17 protein-coding genes are annotated in these 18,857 nt (G+C 58.3%); 10 read left to right on the plus strand and 7 right to left on the minus strand.

The features are described 5' to 3' along the window. Window positions 1-22 precede the first annotated feature (22 nt). Window positions 23-286 (minus strand): EamA family transporter, encoded by a 264-nt coding sequence (locus tag P3M64_RS03790; protein ID WP_132938021.1) that lies wholly within the window; start codon window positions 284-286, stop codon window positions 23-25. Between the two features lie 125 nt (window positions 287-411). On the opposite strand from P3M64_RS03790, the gene P3M64_RS03795 reads away from it, so the two are divergent. The 3 genes from P3M64_RS03795 (at window position 412) to P3M64_RS03805 (ending at window position 2,683) form a co-directional block, all read left to right on the plus strand. After that, window positions 412-651: a hypothetical protein gene (locus tag P3M64_RS03795; protein WP_132938020.1), complete on the plus strand. Its 240-nt coding sequence runs from the start codon at window positions 412-414 to the stop codon at window positions 649-651. Window positions 652-701: 50 nt separating this feature from the next. Further along, complete coding sequence (locus P3M64_RS03800; protein ID WP_132938019.1) at window positions 702-1,370, plus strand: hypothetical protein; 669 nt, start codon at window positions 702-704, stop codon at window positions 1,368-1,370. 128 nt (window positions 1,371-1,498) lie between these two features. Next, window positions 1,499-2,683, plus strand: coding sequence for an acyl-CoA dehydrogenase (locus P3M64_RS03805; protein ID WP_132938018.1), 1,185 nt, complete (start codon window positions 1,499-1,501; stop codon window positions 2,681-2,683). A 30-nt stretch (window positions 2,684-2,713) separates the two neighbouring features. Here P3M64_RS03805 and P3M64_RS03810 read toward each other — a convergent pair whose 3' ends face one another. Beyond that, complete coding sequence (locus P3M64_RS03810) at window positions 2,714-3,880, minus strand: M20 aminoacylase family protein (RefSeq protein ID WP_132938017.1); 1,167 nt, start codon at window positions 3,878-3,880, stop codon at window positions 2,714-2,716. 208 nt (window positions 3,881-4,088) lie between these two features. Here P3M64_RS03810 and nadA point away from each other — a divergent pair, with 208 nt between their 5' ends. The 5 genes from nadA to P3M64_RS03835 are packed head-to-tail and all read left to right on the plus strand — an operon-like array spanning window position 4,089 to window position 9,128. After that, the gene (nadA, locus tag P3M64_RS03815) at window positions 4,089-5,108 is read left to right on the plus strand and encodes a quinolinate synthase NadA (RefSeq protein WP_132938016.1); all 1,020 of its coding nucleotides are present in this window, start codon (window positions 4,089-4,091) and stop codon (window positions 5,106-5,108) included. 1 nt (window position 5,109) lies between these two features. After that, window positions 5,110-5,973, plus strand: coding sequence for a carboxylating nicotinate-nucleotide diphosphorylase (gene nadC, locus P3M64_RS03820; protein WP_132938015.1), 864 nt, complete (start codon window positions 5,110-5,112; stop codon window positions 5,971-5,973). Between the two features lie 41 nt (window positions 5,974-6,014). Further along, window positions 6,015-7,652, plus strand: coding sequence for an L-aspartate oxidase (gene nadB, locus P3M64_RS03825; protein WP_132938014.1), 1,638 nt, complete (start codon window positions 6,015-6,017; stop codon window positions 7,650-7,652). Then, a complete protein-coding gene (locus tag P3M64_RS03830; RefSeq protein ID WP_132938013.1) occupies window positions 7,649-8,374 on the plus strand; it encodes an SDR family NAD(P)-dependent oxidoreductase in 726 nt (241 codons plus the stop codon). Before nadB ends, P3M64_RS03830 begins: the two co-directional genes overlap by 4 nt. Before the next feature lie 28 nt (window positions 8,375-8,402). Beyond that, window positions 8,403-9,128: a D-glycero-alpha-D-manno-heptose-1,7-bisphosphate 7-phosphatase gene (locus P3M64_RS03835; protein ID WP_165886224.1), complete on the plus strand. Its 726-nt coding sequence runs from the start codon at window positions 8,403-8,405 to the stop codon at window positions 9,126-9,128. Between the two features lie 59 nt (window positions 9,129-9,187). On the opposite strand, the gene P3M64_RS03840 is transcribed toward P3M64_RS03835, so the two are convergent. The 5 genes from P3M64_RS03840 to P3M64_RS03860 form a co-directional block, all read right to left on the minus strand. Then, a complete protein-coding gene (locus P3M64_RS03840; protein WP_132938011.1) occupies window positions 9,188-10,855 on the minus strand; it encodes a diguanylate cyclase in 1,668 nt (555 codons plus the stop codon). Further along, window positions 10,845-11,240, minus strand: a complete 396-nt coding sequence (locus P3M64_RS03845) for a response regulator (RefSeq protein ID WP_132938010.1) — start codon at window positions 11,238-11,240, stop codon at window positions 10,845-10,847. Before P3M64_RS03845 ends, P3M64_RS03840 begins: the two co-directional genes overlap by 11 nt. Window positions 11,241-11,252: 12 nt before the next feature. Then, on the minus strand, window positions 11,253-14,489 hold the full coding sequence (locus tag P3M64_RS03850; protein ID WP_165886223.1) for a PAS domain S-box protein: 3,237 nt from the start codon (window positions 14,487-14,489) through the stop codon (window positions 11,253-11,255). Between the two features lie 351 nt (window positions 14,490-14,840). Beyond that, the gene (locus P3M64_RS03855) at window positions 14,841-15,296 is read right to left on the minus strand and encodes a MarR family winged helix-turn-helix transcriptional regulator (protein WP_322111130.1); all 456 of its coding nucleotides are present in this window, start codon (window positions 15,294-15,296) and stop codon (window positions 14,841-14,843) included. Between the two features lie 350 nt (window positions 15,297-15,646). Then, the gene (locus tag P3M64_RS03860) at window positions 15,647-15,970 is read right to left on the minus strand and encodes a DUF6166 domain-containing protein (RefSeq protein WP_132938008.1); all 324 of its coding nucleotides are present in this window, start codon (window positions 15,968-15,970) and stop codon (window positions 15,647-15,649) included. A gap of 439 nt (window positions 15,971-16,409) precedes the next feature. Between P3M64_RS03860 and cpaB the strand changes: the two genes are divergently transcribed. After that, window positions 16,410-17,363, plus strand: coding sequence for a Flp pilus assembly protein CpaB (gene cpaB / locus P3M64_RS03865; RefSeq protein WP_132938007.1), 954 nt, complete (start codon window positions 16,410-16,412; stop codon window positions 17,361-17,363). Beyond that, entirely contained in the window at window positions 17,360-18,856 is a 1,497-nt protein-coding gene (locus P3M64_RS03870) for a type II and III secretion system protein family protein (protein WP_132938006.1), read from the plus strand. Before cpaB ends, P3M64_RS03870 begins: the two co-directional genes overlap by 4 nt. Window position 18,857 lies beyond the last annotated feature (1 nt).

Below are 18,857 nucleotides of genomic sequence, written 5' to 3' on the forward strand. Positions count from 1 at the left end.
TATTGGGCCGTGCATATGGGGCCTAACCTTCTTTGACCGTCTGCCGACCGCCAAAACCGATCATGGTGACCGCTGCAACAGTCACCATGATGCCGAGGAACTGAAGCATGAACAAGCGTTCGCCAAGAAATACGAACGCACCGGCAAACCCGAACAACGGCGCAAGGTTCAAGAACGTCCCGGCGGTATTCGCACTGACGGCACGCAGCGCCACCATATAATGCCGCATAATGCCGCCGGAAACGATCAACATATTCCCTGTGACGCCGTTTGCACTTGCACCCATCGACGCATTTTCCAACGTTATGCCGTACCATCCGTTCTTACCGGTACGGCTGCCTCTATCAAGCCGAGGAGATATTCAAGCTCCCGATAAGCGGGCAACCCGCCGTTAGAGGTGATCTGGAAGCCATGAAATTCCAGCTTCACGCGGCGAACGAAACCGACCCAGAGCCATCCCCTTTTAAGCCCCCCACCGAGCGTGCCATGCAAACCATGCCGTTAACTCATCAACATATTGATTTTTATATAAAAATTTATATTTTGCGGCATCAAATATCGAGTTCACTTGAAAAAATGGGGGCTAAAAATTATTCATTCGGCACGCGCCGCGCCATCGTTTACACTTATCGCGTTATCCGCGCGACCTGACATCTTTAACTTTAGATTTGGCCCACCGCGTGAGCCCGAGGGACTTGTCGTTGACGTCACGTGTTCAGTCCACAAAACGTTCCTCCGCCACGAAGCGGCGATCGACAGGCGCCCAGGTCGATATCTCGATCTTGATCGGACTTCTCACCGTCAGCGTCATCGCCTTGGGTCTTTTCATCGCCATGTCCTTTACCTCGACGCCCGACGAGGCCGAAAAATTTTTCACCCAGTTAAGTTCCCAAAAAGCACATACCTTTCACATGGGGGACGCCTGGTTGGGCGATACCTTGGATAACCTCAAGCGCAAACACCCCGAGGTGAAAATCGCCGTAAACCGCAATGGCGAGGCCGTCGCCGCCTTTGCCGACGACTCCGGTCTATACACCGTTCGCTACGTTTCTCGAAAAGAGCGAAACATCGCCTATCAAGTACGTTTCGAACATACTTTCAAGGGCATGGGCGAGGATCAGGTGATCGCCCATATTTCCAAAGAGTACGGGCGCTCGGCATCCAGCGACTGTAAAATAAACGCCACCGGCAGAAACAAGGTATGTATGCTCAAATGGTGGTTGACCGACGGCATCGTTCTTGATGTCGTCACGCGCAGTCACAACGGGGACGGCACGCCCTCGACAGCCGTCAGCATCACCGCCAGCGATACTTTCCTACAAGATCAGACCACATCGCCCCCTCCCCAATCCAATTCCGCCTCGGACTAGGGTCAGGACCTAACCCCATAAAAAAATCGCCTCATTTAATCTTGCCGTAGCGAGGGACGCCACCTAGAGTGCTTGTGCGCCGCAGCGCGGCCTTTCGCCCACCATCACCTCAAGACCCGGAGCTTTCGATGAGTACACGCCCTCGTTTTCAATGGGACGATCCCTTTTTCCTGGACGAACAACTGACCGAGGACGAGCGCATGGTACGCGACAGCGCCCACAATTACGCCCAGGATCGGCTCATGAGTCGCATCGTCGAGGCCAATCGCCGGGAAATTTTTCATCGTGAAATCATGAGCGAAATGGGCGAAATGGGTTTGCTCGGCGCGACCCTGCCCGAACAGTACGGCTGCGCCGGAGTTTCCCATGTCGCTTACGGCCTGATCGCCCGCGAGGTCGAGCGGGTCGATAGCGGCTATCGTTCGGCGATGAGCGTGCAGTCCAGTCTCGTTATGCATCCGATCTACGCCTACGGCACGCAAGAACAAAAAGACAAGTACCTGCCCAAATTGGCGCGTGGCGAATGGATCGGCTGTTTCGGTCTGACCGAGCCGGACGCCGGCTCCGACCCGGCCGCGATGAAAACCCGCGCCACCAAGGTCGATGGCGGATACCGCCTTACGGGATCGAAAATGTGGATCACCAATTCGCCGATCGCCGATGTCTTCATCGTCTGGGCGAAGCTGGACGGCGTGATCCGCGGCTTCATCCTGGATAAGGGTATGGAGGGCCTCGGCGCGCCCAAGATCGAGGGTAAATTTTCCCTGCGCGCCTCGATCACCGGCGAGATCGTGATGGACGACGTATTCGTTCCCGAAACCAATATCCTGCCCGGCGTAGAAGGCCTCAAGGGTCCCTTCGGGTGCCTCAACAAGGCGCGCTTCGGCATCGCCTGGGGGGCCTTGGGCGCGGCCGAGTTTTGCTGGCATGCGGCGCGCCAGTACACCCTGGACCGGACCCAGTTCGGGCGCCCCCTGGCGGCGACCCAACTGGTGCAGAAAAAGCTCGCCGACATGCAAACCGAAATCGCCCTGGGCCTGCAAGGGTGCCTGCGCGCCGGACGGCTGATGGACGACGGGCGCTGCGCGCCGGAGAATATTTCCCTGATCAAGCGCAATTCCTGCGGCAAGGCGCTGGACATCGCCCGCACCGCGCGGGACATGCACGGCGGCAACGGCATTGCCGACGAATTCCACGTCATCCGCCACGTCATGAACCTGGAAGCGGTCAACACTTACGAGGGGACCCACGATGTTCACGCCCTTATCCTTGGACGCGCGCAGACCGGGTTGCAGGCATTTTCCTGCCCCTAAAGGGTCTCGAAAGAGGTTTCGGGTTTTTCTCTAAGCACCTCCCAAAATTTCATCCACCAACGCGCACCAATACGCGGCGCCGGTCGCCAGGATGTCGTCGTTAAAGTCGTAATGGGCGTTGTGCAGCGTGCACCCGCCGGTTCCCGGACCGTTGCCCAGCCAGATGTAGCAGCCCGTTTTTTGCTGCAACATGAAGGAAAAATCCTCACCCCCCATGCTCGCTCTGGGGTCGAGATCGACCCCCGCCTCTCCGGCGATCCGCGCCGCCGCCCGCGCCGCGATCGCCGCCGCTTCGGCGTTGTTGACGGTCGGCGGATAAAGGCGGTGATAGACGCAATCGACATCCACGCCATGGGCCGTACCGACCGAACGGGCGATGCGACCGATCGCCTCTTCGAGGGCGTCGCGACTTTCCGGCGACAACGCCCGCGCGGTGCCCTTCAATCGAGCCTGGGCCGGAATCGCGTTCCAGGTCTCGCCGCTATTGAAACAGGTGACGCTGACCACCGTGGAGTCCAAGGGGTCGGTTTCCCGGCTGGCGATGGTCTGCAGCGCGCCGACGATGGCCGCCCCGGCGACGATCGGGTCGGTCCCCAGATGGGGCATCGCGCCGTGCGCGCCCTTGCCGGTCAGCGTGATTTCAAAATTGTCGGACGACGCCATCATCACCCCGGGCTTGACCGCGAAGGAGCCCGCCCGACGCCCCGGCCAATTGTGTAGGGCGAATACCATGTCCATCGGGAACTTTTCGAACAGGCCTTCCTCGACCATCAGGCGTCCGCCGCCTTCGTTTTCCTCCGCCGGCTGAAAGATAAAATGGACGGTCCCCCGAAAGGCGCGGGTTTCAGCGAGATGGCGCGCCGCCCCCAGCAGCATCGCGGTGTGCCCGTCGTGACCGCAGGCGTGCATGCGCCCCGGATTTTGGGATACGTGAGAGAAGGTGTTGCGCTCGTCGATGAACAGGGCGTCCATATCCGCGCGCAGACCGATCGCCGGACCCGGCCCGGTGCGCAACGTGCCGACGACACCGGTTTTCCCCAATCCCTTGTGCACGTCGAGACCGAACGCCGTTAACTTGTCGGCCACCAAGTCGGAGGTCCGCCGTTCCTCGAAAGCGGTTTCCGGGTGAGCGTGAATGTCACGCCGCCAGTCCCTCATATCGGAAACGTATGAGGCCATCTCATCCAGGATACGCATTGCAAAAACCTCTCGATCGATAAAAAAATACCGCCGCCCATGGCGGGGCCATGAATATCCGCCTTGCCGGATCGGTATTGTAGGACTAAATCATCTGCTGATAATATTCATCGCGCGTCGTCGCGCACGCAACTCATACTCACTTAATTGATAAAGGCGCTCGGCGTAACAGGCCGCCACCTAAAGCAAAAACCTCGGGAGATACGCCATGTTCGACACCATCGCCATGCCGGGAAAAGACGCACTTACGGAAAGTAAGCTCGATCCCCTGATCGATCTCGAAGCTGAAATCGCACGCCTGCGCGAGGAAAAGAACGCCGTCATCCTGGCCCATTATTATCAAGAGGGGGAAATTCAGGATATCGCCGATTTCGTCGGCGATTCCCTCGATTTGTCGCGCAAGGCGGCGGCCACCGACGCCGACATGATCGTGTTTTGCGGCGTGCGCTTCATGGGCGAGGTGGCGAAAATCCTCAGCCCCGATAAAACCGTCGTCATCCCCGACGCCGAGGCCGGCTGCTCGCTTGAGGATTCTTGCCAGCCCGACGCCTTTCGCCGCTTCCGCGAGCAGCACCCCGATCATATCGCGGTGACCTACATCAACTGCTCGGCCGAGGTCAAAGCCCTTTCGGACGTTATCGTGACCTCGTCCAACGCCGAGGCGATCGTCCGCGCCCTGCCCGAGGACAAGCCTATTTTGTTCGCCCCCGACCGTCACCTGGGGGCCTATATGCAGCGCATCACCGGGCGTGAAATGACCTTGTGGCCGGGGTCGTGCATTATCCACGAGCAATTTTCGGCGCGCGAAATCACCAAACTGCAAACCCAGTACCCCGAGGCGTTGATCGTCGCTCACCCGGAGTGCCCGGAAAGTATTCTTTCGGTCGCCGACGCGGTCGGCTCGACGCGGAAGATTCTCGACTTCGTCAAGAATGCCGAGGCTCAAGAATTCATCATCGCCACCGAACCGCATATCATGCACCAAATGGAAAAAGACGCCCCCGAGAAAACCTTCATCCCCGCGCCCGGCGCGGACGGCGGGTGCGATTGCGCCAATTGCCCGTTCATGGCCAAGAACACCATGGAAAAGATTTATCTGGCGATGGTCAACGAAGCGCCGCAGATCGTGATCCCCGAAGACCTTCGCCTACGCGCCTTAAAACCGCTGAAACGGATGTTGGAGATGTCGCCGCCCGCGGCCAAGTCGCCCGCGCAGGACGCGGCCTGAAATGACCCAAGCGGATTTGGGCGGCCTCGACGCCGCCACTCTCGCGCGCGTTATCCACTGGGCGCTGGCGGAGGATGTCGGCGGCGGCGACGTCACCTCCAACGCCGTGATCGACGCCGACGTGCATTTTTCCGGTATCATGGCCGCCCGCGAGGACATGGTCGTCGCCGGGTTGGAGATCGCGCGGGAAATTTTCCATGCCGTCTCCCCCGAGATCACCTTGACGGCGATTGCGCGCGACGGCGACGCGGCGCCCGCGGGGGACGTTCTGGCGCGCCTGGAAGGCCCCGCGCGCGCCCTGCTGTGCGCCGAACGCACCGCCCTGAACATGCTGCAGCATCTGTCAGGGATCGCCACCTTGACGCGGCGCTACGTCGATGCCCTGGCGGGCACCGGGGCGGTGCTGCTCGACACCCGCAAGACCACCCCCGGCCTGCGCATGGTGGAAAAATACGCCGCCCGCATGGGGGGGGCTAAAAATCACCGCATGGGCCTGGACGACGCGGTGCTGATTAAGGACAACCATCTCGCCGTGACGCGTGGCGTCGCCGAGGCCGTCACCCGAGCGAAAGCGGCGTGGCGCGGCGAAATCGAGGTCGAATGCGACACCTTGGGCCAAGTCCGCGAAGCCCTCGACGCCGGGGCCGACGCGATCTTGCTCGACAACATGACGCTCGACGAGCTTCGCGAGGCGGTCGCCATGATCGGCGACGCGGCGCGCTCGGAAGCCTCGGGCGGGGTCACCCTGGACACCATCCGCGCGATTGGACAAACCGGCGTCCAGACGATATCCGTCGGCCGGATCACGCAATCGGCCCCGGCGGTCGATATCGGTCTGGATTGGGCGCTGAACGAAAGCGCGTAAAGCATTGGCGGGGGAAGGCGAAAGCGCCTATAAAAACGATCATGGTTGAAAAACAATCCCACAAATTCGACGTCTTGATTATCGGCAGCGGGGCGGCGGGGTTGAACCTCGCCCTCGAACTGGCCCCTCACGCCCGCGTCGCGGTGCTCTCGAAAGGCCCTCTTAGCGAGGGCAGCACCTTCTACGCCCAGGGCGGGGTCGCCGCCGTCCTCGACGAAACCGACAGCATCAAATCGCACATCGAAGACACCCTGATCGCCGGGGCCGGATTGTGCGAAGAAGCCACCGTGCGCTATATCGTCGAGAACGGGCGCGCGGCGATCGAAAAACTGATCGGATACGGCGTCGGCTTCACCAAGGAACGCCAACCCGACGGCAAAAACCTTTATCACCTGACCCGCGAGGGCGGACACAGCCATCGCCGGGTCATTCACGCCGCCGACGCCACCGGCAAAGCGATCGAACTCACCTTGGAAAAGCAGGTCCTGGCGCAGCCTAACATCCAAATCTTCGAACACCACAACGCCATCGACCTGATCGTCGAGTCCGGCGTCGATGGTGGACCCGAACGCTGCATCGGCGCTTACGTCCTGAACGAGCGCACCGACAAGGTCGATACCTTCGCCGCGCCCTTCGTCGTGCTCGCCACCGGCGGGGCGAGCAAGGTGTATATGTACACATCCAACCCCGATACCTGTACCGGGGACGGCATCGCCATGGCGTGGCGGGCGGGATGCCGCGTCGCCAACATGGAATTCACCCAGTTTCACCCGACCTGCCTGTACCACCCGGAAGCGAAATCGTTCCTGATTACCGAGGCGGTGCGCGGCGAGGGTGGCGTTCTGCTGCTGCCCGACGGCAGCCGCTTCATGGACCGCTTTCACGAACGCGCCGAACTGGCCCCGCGCGACGTCGTCGCCCGGGCGATCGACTTCGAGATGAAACGGTTGGGCCTGGACAGCGTCTTTCTCGACATCAGCCATAAGCCCAAGGAATTCATCGAGGAGCACTTCCCGACCGTTTACGAACGCTGCAAGAAATACGGTTTCGACATCACCAAGGAACCGATCCCCGTCGTCCCCGCGGCGCACTACACCTGCGGCGGCGTCAAAAGCGGCATCAACGGGCATACCGACCTGGAAAACCTCTACGCCATCGGCGAGGTCGCTTACACCGGATTGCATGGCGCCAACCGCATGGCCAGCAACTCACTTCTCGAATGCCTGGTGATTTCCGCCGCCGCCGGGGCCGACATCCGCGCAAAGCTGGCGACCGCCCCGGCCCCGGCTAAGTTGAAGCCCTGGGATGAAAGCCAAGTCACCGATTCCGACGAGGAAGTGGTGCTGTCGCACAACTGGGATGAACTGCGCCGTTTCATGTGGGATTACGTCGGCATCGTGCGCACCGACAAGCGGTTGGAACGCGCGAAGCACCGCATCGACCTGCTACAAAGCGAAATCCACGAATATTACGGCAATTTTCACGTCAATAGAGACCTTCTCGAACTGCGCAACCTCACACAATGCGCCGAACTGATCGTGCGCTGTGCGATGGCGCGCAAAGAAAGCCGCGGCCTGCATTACACCCGCGATTATCCCGCACTGGACACCACCGCCCCCCTAGGCCCCACGATATTGACGCCGCAAAAACGCACCCGCAAACGAGGCGTGCGGTTATGAGGGGCCCCCTAAGCGCGCTCCGGGCGTTTGTCAGCGGCGCGTCGGGCGGGGTCGGATTGGCCGTCGCGCGGATGCTGGCGTCGGGTGGCGCCTCTTTATTCCTGACCGCCCGCTCCGCCGACGCCCTGGCGAAGGCCGCCTTTCAGATCAGCCAGGACTTCGCGGTCCCGGTGGAGACCGCCGTCGCCGACGTCACCCAGCCGGTCGAGGTCGAGGCGACCGCCCTGGAATGCGGTAAAATCGACATCGCCGTCAGCTGTTCGGGCTATATCCCCCCCGGGGGATTGGAGGACATCCCCGCCGATCGCTTCAAGCAGGGTCTACTTTCCGCCGTGTTCGCCCCCGCCGTGATGTTGCGCGAACTGCGTGAACCGCTGATCGAAAGCGATCGAGGCCTATTCATCGTCGTCATCGACGCCCCCGACGAAGTTCGTGACGACGATATCTATGCCGCGATGAGCGGCGCGGCGCTGCGCGCCTTGGTCGCGGGCGGCGGGGTCGCGCACGGCTTCGCCGACCCCTTCGACGGCGAGGATACGACCGAAAACGACGAAACGGACGAGGGGCCGGTCGAACCCCTGCTACGCACCGTCGGCGTCCTCAGCGGTCGTGGCGCCCGTGGCGACGACCTTGCCCGCGCCGTGCTGAACGTCGCCCTGGAACCGCAACGGTGGGAAAATGGCGCGACCTACGGTTATCGCGACATCCTTCAGGCGGAATAACCCGCGCTTCAGTCGAAAGTCTCATGTGATGTCAGCTCCGCCCCCACCCGTCGATCCCCGTTTCGCCGTCCGCGCCGACGCCGCCCCAAGCGTCATGCCCGAGGGCGCCGTCTTCGAGGACGGCGGCGTTTGGGTGCAACGCCTGACCCCGACGCCGGACGGTCCGCCCCGTGCCGCACTGTTCCTCGATCGCGACGGCGTGATCGTCGAGGACGAGCATTACCTACACGACCCCGAAAAAGTGCGCCTAACGTCAAACGCGGGCGCGATCATCGCGCGGGCCAACGCGGCGGGTATCGCCGTCGTCGTCGTCACCAATCAGGCCGGCATCGGCTATGGCTATTTCGGCTGGGACGATTTCATCGCCGTGCAGGCCCGGATCATCGAGAACCTCGATAATGGCTGGGGGGCGCATTTCGACGCCGTGATCGCCTGCCCCTTCCACGCCAAGGCCAAGCCGCCGTTTACCGCCACGGACCATCCGGCGCGCAAGCCCGGCCCCGCCATGCTGCTCAAGGCGCGCCGCCTGTTGAACCTCGACTTATCCGCCTCGTGGATCGTCGGCGATCGCGCCATCGACATGTTGGCCGGGCGGGGCGCCGGGCTTGCCGGCGGCGTTCATGTCCTCAGCGGCCACGGCGGCGCGCCGGGCGAACGGGAAAAAGCCCTGGCGTGCGCACGAAAAGATTTCGTCGTTTGCGGCGCGAACACCCTGGACGACGCCCAAACGTCTATCCCCATTATCGAAAAATAGCCCTATCGGATCGCCGTCCCCGCCGCGCTTTCCCGCGGGGGCCCGCGCGCTGGGCGGCCTCAATCCAGGACGACCTGATCGCGCCCATTATGCTTGGCCGCGTAAAGCGCCCTGTCGGCGGCGTCCGACAACGCCGCGGCGCCGGCGCGTTTGGGAAATTCGGCGATCCCGCAACTGATCGTCACACTAAAATTTCCCTCGCGGGCATGATGCTCGATACTGGAAAAGGAATTCCGGATATCCTCGAACACGCCCTTGGCGTGAATGCCCAGCGTGTCGGGCATGATCACCGCGAATTCCTCGCCGCCCATGCGTCCGATAATATCGACCCCACGCAAGCGTTGGCGAAGCAATCTCGACAGGCTCTTGATGACGTTGTCGCCGACGCCGTGACCATAGGTGTCGTTGACCCGCTTGAAATGATCGATATCCAACGACGCCAAGACCAATGTACTCCGATCGCGTTCGGCGCGGGAAACTTCGGTTTGCAACAGTTGCTTCGTCGTTGTGTGGTTATACAGCCCGGTCATGCTGTCACGCGCCATCAACATACGCAGACGACGAAATCTCTGCACCCGTATTTTAACGGATGAAATCAGATACTCCGGGGTAACCGGCTTGGTAAGGAAATCGTCGCCACCTTGTTTTAGCGCCATGAGTTGTTTATCCAGATCCGCCTCGCCGGACAGAAAAACGATTGGAATTCCCGCAAAACTTTCATTTTGCCGCAAAGCCGTCGCCAGTTCCTCGCCATCGATTCCGGGCATGTACAAATCCATCAGAATCAATTCCGGAGAAAAATCCTCGACCGCCTCCAAAAAATCCATCGGATTGGACAACGCCCGACAAATCATGCCCGCGCCCTGTAAAATCAACTCGCTGTATCGTGCCAGGCTAACCTCGTCGTCAAGCACCAAGATACGATAGGGCTCCACATCCTGGGAGTCCGTATAACGGTCCAACACATCGACCAACACGGAAAAATCCAAGGGTCTGCTCAGGTACACTTCGATGCCCGCGCGCACGGCTTTTATGCGGGCGTGAAGATCGCTGCGGTCGGTGCTCAAAACAATGGGAGGAAGAGTGCGTGATCGACTTTGCGCACGCTCGCGGGCGCGCTCGACCGCAGCGATGCCGGGATGCTCATCCCCGGAAAAATCGCTGTCGATGATAAAAACATCAAAATCATCCCCGTCAAGCGCGCGTATCAAGACATCCATATCCAGCGTGATCGTCACCTCAAACCCAAAGGCGGCGAGTTCATGCCGGGTTCGCGAAGAAAATTCCTCGCTGTCGGTAAGGACGAAAATTCTTTTGCGGTTCTCCGGTGCGGCGGCGAAAACCGGCGTTATTTCCGTCTCTCGGTCTTTTCCCTCCAGAGGGGCGGTTCCATCGCGTTCGATCGCAACGATATGTTTTTCAATGTTGCGATGAAGGTTTAAAACGGATTCGCTATCGAGCGTTTCACCGTCAGGCGTAGAATTACAGAGGCGTTCGATTTCACGCGCGGATTTTCCCAGGACCGGGTACCCGAAAGTCGCCGCGGAACCGGACAGTTGATGAGTCAGGTGGCGCAACGCACCGAAGGCTTCCATATCCAGCGTTTCACCTCGAAAAACCGCATCGAAAGAGGATTTAATCGCCGCGACCTTTCCCGGAATATGGGCGCCGTAGCTGGCGCGCAGAGCATCCAATCGAGACTGAACGGTGGTTTCTTCATCCGCCATCGTGGTGTCTTTTCCAGATATTTTGAATTTCAAGAGAAAGGTTCATCGGGTCGAAGGGCTTTGCGATCACGTCAACCGCGCCGATTTCACGATATCGCGCAACATCGGACGGCATGACCTTCGCCGTCATGAATATGGTCGGCGTCGTTTTCGTGACGCTCAATTCGCGCAAGGCGCGCAGGGTGCTCGGCCCATCCATCTGCGGCATCATGACATCCAGCAAGACAAGATCGGGAACGAACATCGGCGCGATTTCAACCGCCTCGCGTCCCGAACTACACACCTCCAAAGTAAACCCGCCGACGGTTTGCAAAGCCATCCGTGCGACGATTTGAATATCCAAATCATCTTCGACATAAAGAATTTTCTTCAGAGGAGGGGGCATGGCGTATCTCCATTACGTTGCGACGTCATTTATCATCCCCCTGATTTTCAAACGAAATTCTTCTTCGGTCTCTGTTTTCATGAGGATAGCAACAACCCGGCCGGCCCCATCATCTTCGATCCCCTCTGCGGAAAGAACAAGAACCGGAACGGTTGCGCCATCGGGGCGCTCCAGACCGGATAATAATTCGATCCCGGTTGTATTTTGCGGCGTCACGTCAAGCAACACGAGGCCGATATTGTCCCGCGCAACAATTCTCCTCGCCTCGAGAACGTTCCGAGCCCTCAATAGGCCGACACTGGAATCAATCACTTGTGAATGCACATGCGCATTGTCTTCACCAGTTTCAATATACAGCACATCGGCGCTCTTCCCTGCATCCAAAACCTCCTTGACGGTGCTCTTCAATTTCAAAAAATCAATCGGCTCGTCGAGCCACTCCACAACCCCAATCCCTCCTCTCAACAGGTTTTCCTTATTGTCGGAATACACGGCTGAAACGGCGATGACGGGGCATTCGTCGCCATTCTTTTCCCTGTGTATTCGATGCAAAAGCGCAATTGCGTCGGACCCCGTCGAAGCGATATCCAAAATCATCGCCACGTATGCGTTCGCCTGTTGCAATTTAGAAGCGCGCTTGAGCGTCCTCGCAATATCCGCCCGTCCGCCCGCCGCAACTACCGTTTCTTTCAAATGCATGGCGGTGGCGTGATCGTCCCCGCAAATCAGGATACGCAACGTGTCGTGCGACGTTTCCCCCTCTTGAGGGGGCATCCGCGAGCGGAGCATCAGGGGAAGGTCGAAATAAAATATCGTTCCACGGCCCAAATGGGTTTCGAAGGATAAAACGCCATGCATGTTGTTAATCATCGAACGCGTGATGCTCAACCCCAGCCCGGTCCCTCCTTTGGCCCGGGTATCCGATGAATCGGCCTGGGTAAATTTCTGAAAGATCTGTCCCCGAAATTCTTCCGGGATTCCCGGTCCATGGTCGGTCACGCTTACGCGCACATTTTTTCCCCGCACCTGGGCCGATATTTCAATACTTGCGCCGGGAGGTGAAAATTTAATGGCGTTGGACAGGAGGTTGGCCATGACTTGCGCGAAGCGGTCGATATCGACAAGAACGAACGCATCACCGAAGATCGGCAATCGTTCCAATTTTACCTGAAATTTCTCCGCGTAGGAGGCGTTGGCGTCCACCGCCTGATCGAGTAAGTCATTCAGTGGATACTCGATCATATTGAAATTCATGCTGCCCGCTTCGAGTTTCTCGAAATCGAGAATATCGTTGATCAGGCGAACCAGACGTTCCGAGCTGTTGTACGCCAATTCGACCAGTTCTTTTTTCTTGCTTCCGAGCGTGCCCGCGGCGCCCCCCAGCAATAAGCCCAAAGAGCCGTGAATAGATGTCATCGGGGTACGCAGTTCATGGCTTACGGTAGCGACAAATTCGCTTTTCGCCATTTCCGCCTGCTTGCGTTCGGTAATGTTATGCACCGTCGCATCCATACGGACAATATTCCCAACATCGTCGGAGACGATCTCGCCAATTTCCTGCACCGTGCGCTGATTTCCATTGGCCAGCAAAATTCGATGCTCAAAATGAAACCCCTTCTTGCCGTCCCAGCTGTTTCGTAGGGCGCCTTCCACGCGAGTGCGGTCCTGTGGATGCACGATCTTCATGAACCGCGCGAACGTCGGCTGAATTTCCTTCGGACGAAGACCGAAAATTCGGAAAATTTCATCGGACCAAATCATTTCATCCTGGTCGAAATTCCAACTCCAGCTCCCCAAATGCGCAATCCGCTGGGCATTTTTCAACCTTTCTTCGGATTGGCGCAAGGTCTCCTCGGCATGACGGCGTTCGGTGATATCGCGCACGGTTCCCAAATAAAGGTATTTTTCCCCAACCCGGATTTTGGTGATGGCGATATCCATGGGGAATTGCGCGCCACTTTTTCGTTTTCCCCTGATCACTTGCCACGCATCGGCGGCGCCATCGCTTTTTTCAGAAAGATATTTATCGATATCGACGCCGCCCACCTGTTTCTCCTCGCCGGCCAGCAGCGACGACATTTTTTGACCGATGACGTCCGAGGCCCGATATCCGAAAATACGCTCGGCCGCCGGGTTGAAACTACGCACGATCCCAAGAAGATCAATCGTGAGGATACCATCGATGGCGTTGTCCAAAATCGCTTGGGTGCGCATGGTTAGAGCTTCGCTATCGGTGCGGCTCCGATGGACAAAAACGGCCAACACGACCATCAAACCGATCGCCAGAAAAATAACGCCCCAGATCATATACTGCTGGGTGTGAAGCGTCTTCAGGGCCTCATCGGCGTTTATCTTGGCCACGATCCCAAAATTGAATTTGGAATCCCAAAGCCGCACCCCCAGAACGTCAACCCCCCGATAATCGCGATATTCCTTGATTCTAAATTTCGATTCGTCATCGGCGATCCCTTGTACGATTTGCGTCAAGGGCTGCAAATGACGGGGTTGGCGCGGCTTATAGCCTTGCGCTATGTCTCCGCCGGGATCGCGTACATGAATGTGCAGCATTGACGGAACGCCGGAAGGCAGCAGGCCTATCTTTCTAAGGTCTTCATCAAACCGGCTTTCACTCAACAACAGACCATCCGCCCCGACGGCATAGGTCTCGCCGGATTTCCCAAGGCGCCAATTGGCGAAAATCGCGGAAAAATCACTAACGGTGTCGATACGAAAGGCGAATGCCGCGATGACGTGATCGCTCTTCGGTAAGAAAATCGGCACCCCAACGAACAAGGTGGGGGGCGAAGCCATCAACGCGCCCGTGGCGTCGGGCAGAGGAACATCGGATATCTGAGGTCGGCTGATTGCATTGTGGCCGGAAAATATGGCGCTCAAAAAATTCGGATCTTCGTTAAGTAGGCTGCGCACGCCGACATTTACATCTCGGCTGGAGGCCAAGTTAATTCCATCGGGCGATATGACGAAGTACCCCAAATAACCTTTATTGATCATGAAGGGCCGCATTTTAGCCCGCAATACATGCTGCGCCGGCGCGGCCAAAAGGTTTTTCGACCCAACATGAGCATCGAGCAAGTCGCGCACGGCGGGCACGACGCCGTCGGTCATGACCGCCGCGCGGGCGTCGTCGGCGCGCCAATCATACCAAGATGAGATATCCTCGCGGGTGGCGTGCAACACGGTCGAAAGCAGGGCGCCGACTTCCCGGCGCACGGCTTTCTCGATCCGCATTTGAACAAACCCGGCCGCGGCCAAGACCAAAAGAGAGAGCACCAAGGTAAGTAAGGTTAACTTCGCAGCCCTGGAGGCGCCTAACGTGGGCTTTCCCCCGGTTTTTCCCGTGCCCGCATCATATTGTTCCTCTAGCTTCGGCTTTATGTCCCCGGTATCTGAGTTTTCCGGGTCGCGCGAAGACCGCGGATACCTTCCCTTCATAAGCCGCCCTAGCCTTATTGTTTTCCCGCGATAGCCTCAAAAAAGAGAGGCTATCCCCTTCAATATAAATATGGACAAGAGATCGGCAACCAAAGGTTTTCATTAAATATAATAAAAAACGCCCCCCGGTCACCCGGATAGCGCGTTTCATCCGTAGTGAATATAATCGGTCCACGTTCTCTCGACCCGGCGCAGGGCGACCGCGACGCTATCGAGCGCACCGCCGTCCAGCCCCGCATCGTCCAAAGCCTGTGCGTTACGTTCTTCCAGTTCCCTGATTCGCGCGACGACATGGCGCGCCTTATCGGTCAACGACACACTGACGGAGCGCTTATCGTGCGTGGAACGTTCCTGATCGAGATAACCCAGCTCAACCAATTTTTTGATGTTGTACGACACGTTCGAGCCCTGGTAATAGCCCCGCTCCACCAAATCCCGGATGATGATTTTCTCATCGCCGATATTGGCCAAAAGTAGGGCTTGAACGGAATTGACGTCGCGAACGTCCATCCTATTCAATTCCACCCTAAGGACGTCTAAGAACCGCCGGTGCAGCCGCTCCACGAGACGCGTCAACTCAAGATATTCTTTTTTAATTGTCACCCTGTCGATACCTTTTCCACTCTAAACCCACGCCATGGCGCGCACACCCAAGGCCTCGCGCCCATGACCCTACTCCCGAATAAATTTAATGATTTTCCCCATGCAAAGCATCGTGAAGAAAAACATGACGACGCTGACGTAAGGCCGACCGAAGGCGACGAAACGAAAAAGACCGTCCCATACATGCCAAAGATAGATAAACCCATACATTGCCACCTCGGCATCGACATCGTCGCTTTCGATTGGACGCCACAATACGTAAGCATATAAACAATTTTAGGCGAACTTTAAGTGACGGATATCACATAGTTTTATCGCAAAATGAACCGGTCGCGCCTCCGAGCGACGGCTCAGCGCGCGCCCCGTAATTTCCGAAGCAAGTCTTCGAAGGTCATATCGACCCGGACCACGCCCTCCAGAGCGCCGTCGATTTGGGATGACGTCAACTGCCACGAGTCGTCCAATTGCGAAACCACGCTTTCGCAAAATGAACGATAATGTTCGTTCGCCTTGATCGAGTCGTCGAAGTGGTCGGCCAATATGGCCAAGGATAATTGATACGGTCCTCCCCCCTCATACCCCCACTCGAAAACACGACCGCCCAACGTCTCGGCGCCCCCGCCATGCGCCGGGGGCAGGGCCAGGGGGCGATCATCAACAGTGACCTGTATCACTCCGTCACGACGCGTTCCGCGATATATTTTCATAACTTAACAGACCGCCTATCCATAAAAACGCATGGAATGCCCGAACTCAACCTCCCCCCGCGCCCGCCCGGGGATGAAAGCTGCATCGACGATGAACGTATTGTACCTGACGCGAGCTTGTTATACCCTTGAAAAAGAAGATTTATCATTCGACTCCACCGCGACGGACGCAAACGACCCGGCGCGCGCGGATGTGTGGGGTGTAAAATCTCGGACACGAGCTTGGACACGAGGGGGTAAAGCACGACGCGACATCGCCCATCGGGGAGCAATCCGCTGGGCGGTGGGGACATCCTCCAGGGGTGCGCCCGTGGGCGTAATTTAAGGGTCGTTCAGGCCATATTAATGTCTTCGTTCCATTGTAGGATGCGGGAATTTTAAATTTCAGGGGCTTGGTGAACAGGGTATGCGCATTCTCGTCATCGCTTTAATCTTCGTGGCCGTCACGCTCGCCGGTGGGACAGCCTTTCTTGTGCGCAGTTACCTGCACACGCAACAGACCGAGATCGCTCAACAAGCGCCAAAGATACAATCGGCGAAGATTCTTGTCGCCTCCAGCGCCCTTCCGGTCGGCACCGTGGTCACCAGCCACAACACCGAGTATCGCGACTGGCCCGAGGATGGAGTCGCCGACGGTTATTTGGTCAAATCCCAAGGCGAAGACCCTCTCGCAAAAATCGAAAAAGACAAGCATATCGTCCGCCATGCCCTGGCCAAGGGTGAGCCGATCACGATGGACAAGTTGTACGCCAGCGGCGCGCCCGGCTTTCTGCCCGGTGTCATCGCGCCGGGAAAACGCGCCATCGCGATTAAAGTCAGCGCGGAAAGTTCGGCGTCCGGGTTCATCCTGCCCGACGATCGGGTGGATGTCGTCTTGACCCACAACCTTGCCCGAAAGGTGTTGGCGGAAAACAAGAAGAAATTGAATATCAACAAGCTGATCGTCGTCGAAAACACCACCGAAACCATTTTGAAAAATATTCGCGTCCTGGCCTTGGATCAGAAGGTCAGCGACTTCAAGGATGGCGCCATGCTGGCGAAAACGGTGCTTCTTGAGGTCACCCCCAGACAGGCGCAAATCCTGGCCACGGCGAAGGCCATGGGCAAGCTGGACCTGACGTTGCGCAGCGCCGAACCGCGGAGCGGCGCGAAAACGGCGGCTCTCGGAATCAAACGTCCTCCCTACACCACGGATGTTCAGGTCAGCCCCTTTTTGTCCCAAATCGGCAAGGAATTAAGCGCGGGCCTTCCCAAAGCGCGGAGCGTCCCCACGGCCCGGCGAAAATCCGCTCCCGCGCCGTCACCGACAATCACGATCTACCGCGGAACGTCATCAGCAACAGGAGCAACCGCCAAATGAAGCCCAAAAAGACGGTCCATGCGGGGTTGGTTTTGGCTGTTTTCACTGTAGCGACATCATCGCTCGCCCCCGCGCGCGCGCAGGCGCAGGAAGTGCCCTCATACAGCCCCACGCCCCCCCGCGCCGCGCCGGTGGCGCCCGTCATTCCCGCCAAACTCGACCCGCAAACTATGCCTCAGATTACACCGGGGGAGGTCATCGGCGTCGAATTGAACAAAGCGGTCGCCATCAAGGTGACGACGCCGGTACGCAACGTTATTCTGGCCGACCCCAACATCGCGGACGTCATCATTCCCGGTCAGGGGGTCCGCGGCGCGCCCAAACGCCATTTCGTCTATGTCGTGGCGCGCAAGATCGGTTCGACCAGCGTCATGTTCGAAGACGCCAAGGGTGAAATTATTTTAAAATCGGAGATCCGCGTTCATCTCGACACCGCGAGCCTGAAAAGCGCATTCAAGGATCTTCTGCCGGAAGAAAAGATCGAGGTCAGCGCCCATGGCGACAGCCTTTTCCTTAAGGGGTTTGTCCGTTCACCCGGGGTTTCCGCCAAGGCGCTCGAAATCGCCAAGCGCTACGTGCCCAAATCGTTGAACGTGGTCAACATGCTGCAAATCCTGGGCAGTCAACAGGTCATCATGCGGGTGCGTATTTCCGAACTGCAACGCGAGGCCGTCAAACATCTGGGCGTCAATCTTTCGGTAAGCAACCAGCTCCTGCGCGGCGCGGTGTCGCTGGCGACCGTCGGCGCGACGGATCTCAGCGCCGCCAACTTCATCAGCAATCCACCGTTTGGCACCGGGTCGATCGGACTGCCGTACAAAAGCTCCGCCGCCTTCAGCGCGCTGGAACGCCAGGGCGTCATCAAAACCCTGGCGGAGCCGACGCTGACCGCCATTTCCGGGGAAAACGCCAATTTTCTTTCCGGTGGCGAGTTTCCCTTCCCCGTCGGATTGGACACCAACGGCCTGCCGATCATCAAATTCAAGGAGTTCGGCATCCGCCTGGACGCGACCCCGACGGTGATCAGCAAAAACCGCATCAATCTTATTCTTTCGACCGAGGTCAGCCAACTATCCACCGATGGCCAGGTCAAAATCGGCACCCTGACGGTCAACAGCATTTCGACCCGACGCACGCAAACCACCGTGGACCTGCCCAGCGGCGGCTCGGTGATGATCGCCGGGCTGATGAAAAACAATGAATCCAACAAAATTCGCGGCCTACCGTTTCTCAAGGATCTGCCCATATTGGGGCAATTGTTCCGCAGCGAGTCTTTCCAGCGCGATCAGACCGAATTGGTGATTATCGTCACCGCCTATCTCGCGAAGTCCACCGGCAACGACAAACCTCTCAACCTGCCGACCGACGGCTTCGCGTCGGCGAGCGACATGGACGTCTATCTCCTTGGGCGGTTGAACAAGGAATATCTGAAAAAAGACCTGCCGCCTTATGTCACCCCCCTGTCCGGCCCTTACGGCTATATCATGGAGTAAG

The sequence above is a fragment of the Varunaivibrio sulfuroxidans genome (genome assembly GCF_029318635.1).
Lineage (GTDB): Bacteria > Pseudomonadota > Alphaproteobacteria > Rhodospirillales > Magnetovibrionaceae > Varunaivibrio > Varunaivibrio sulfuroxidans.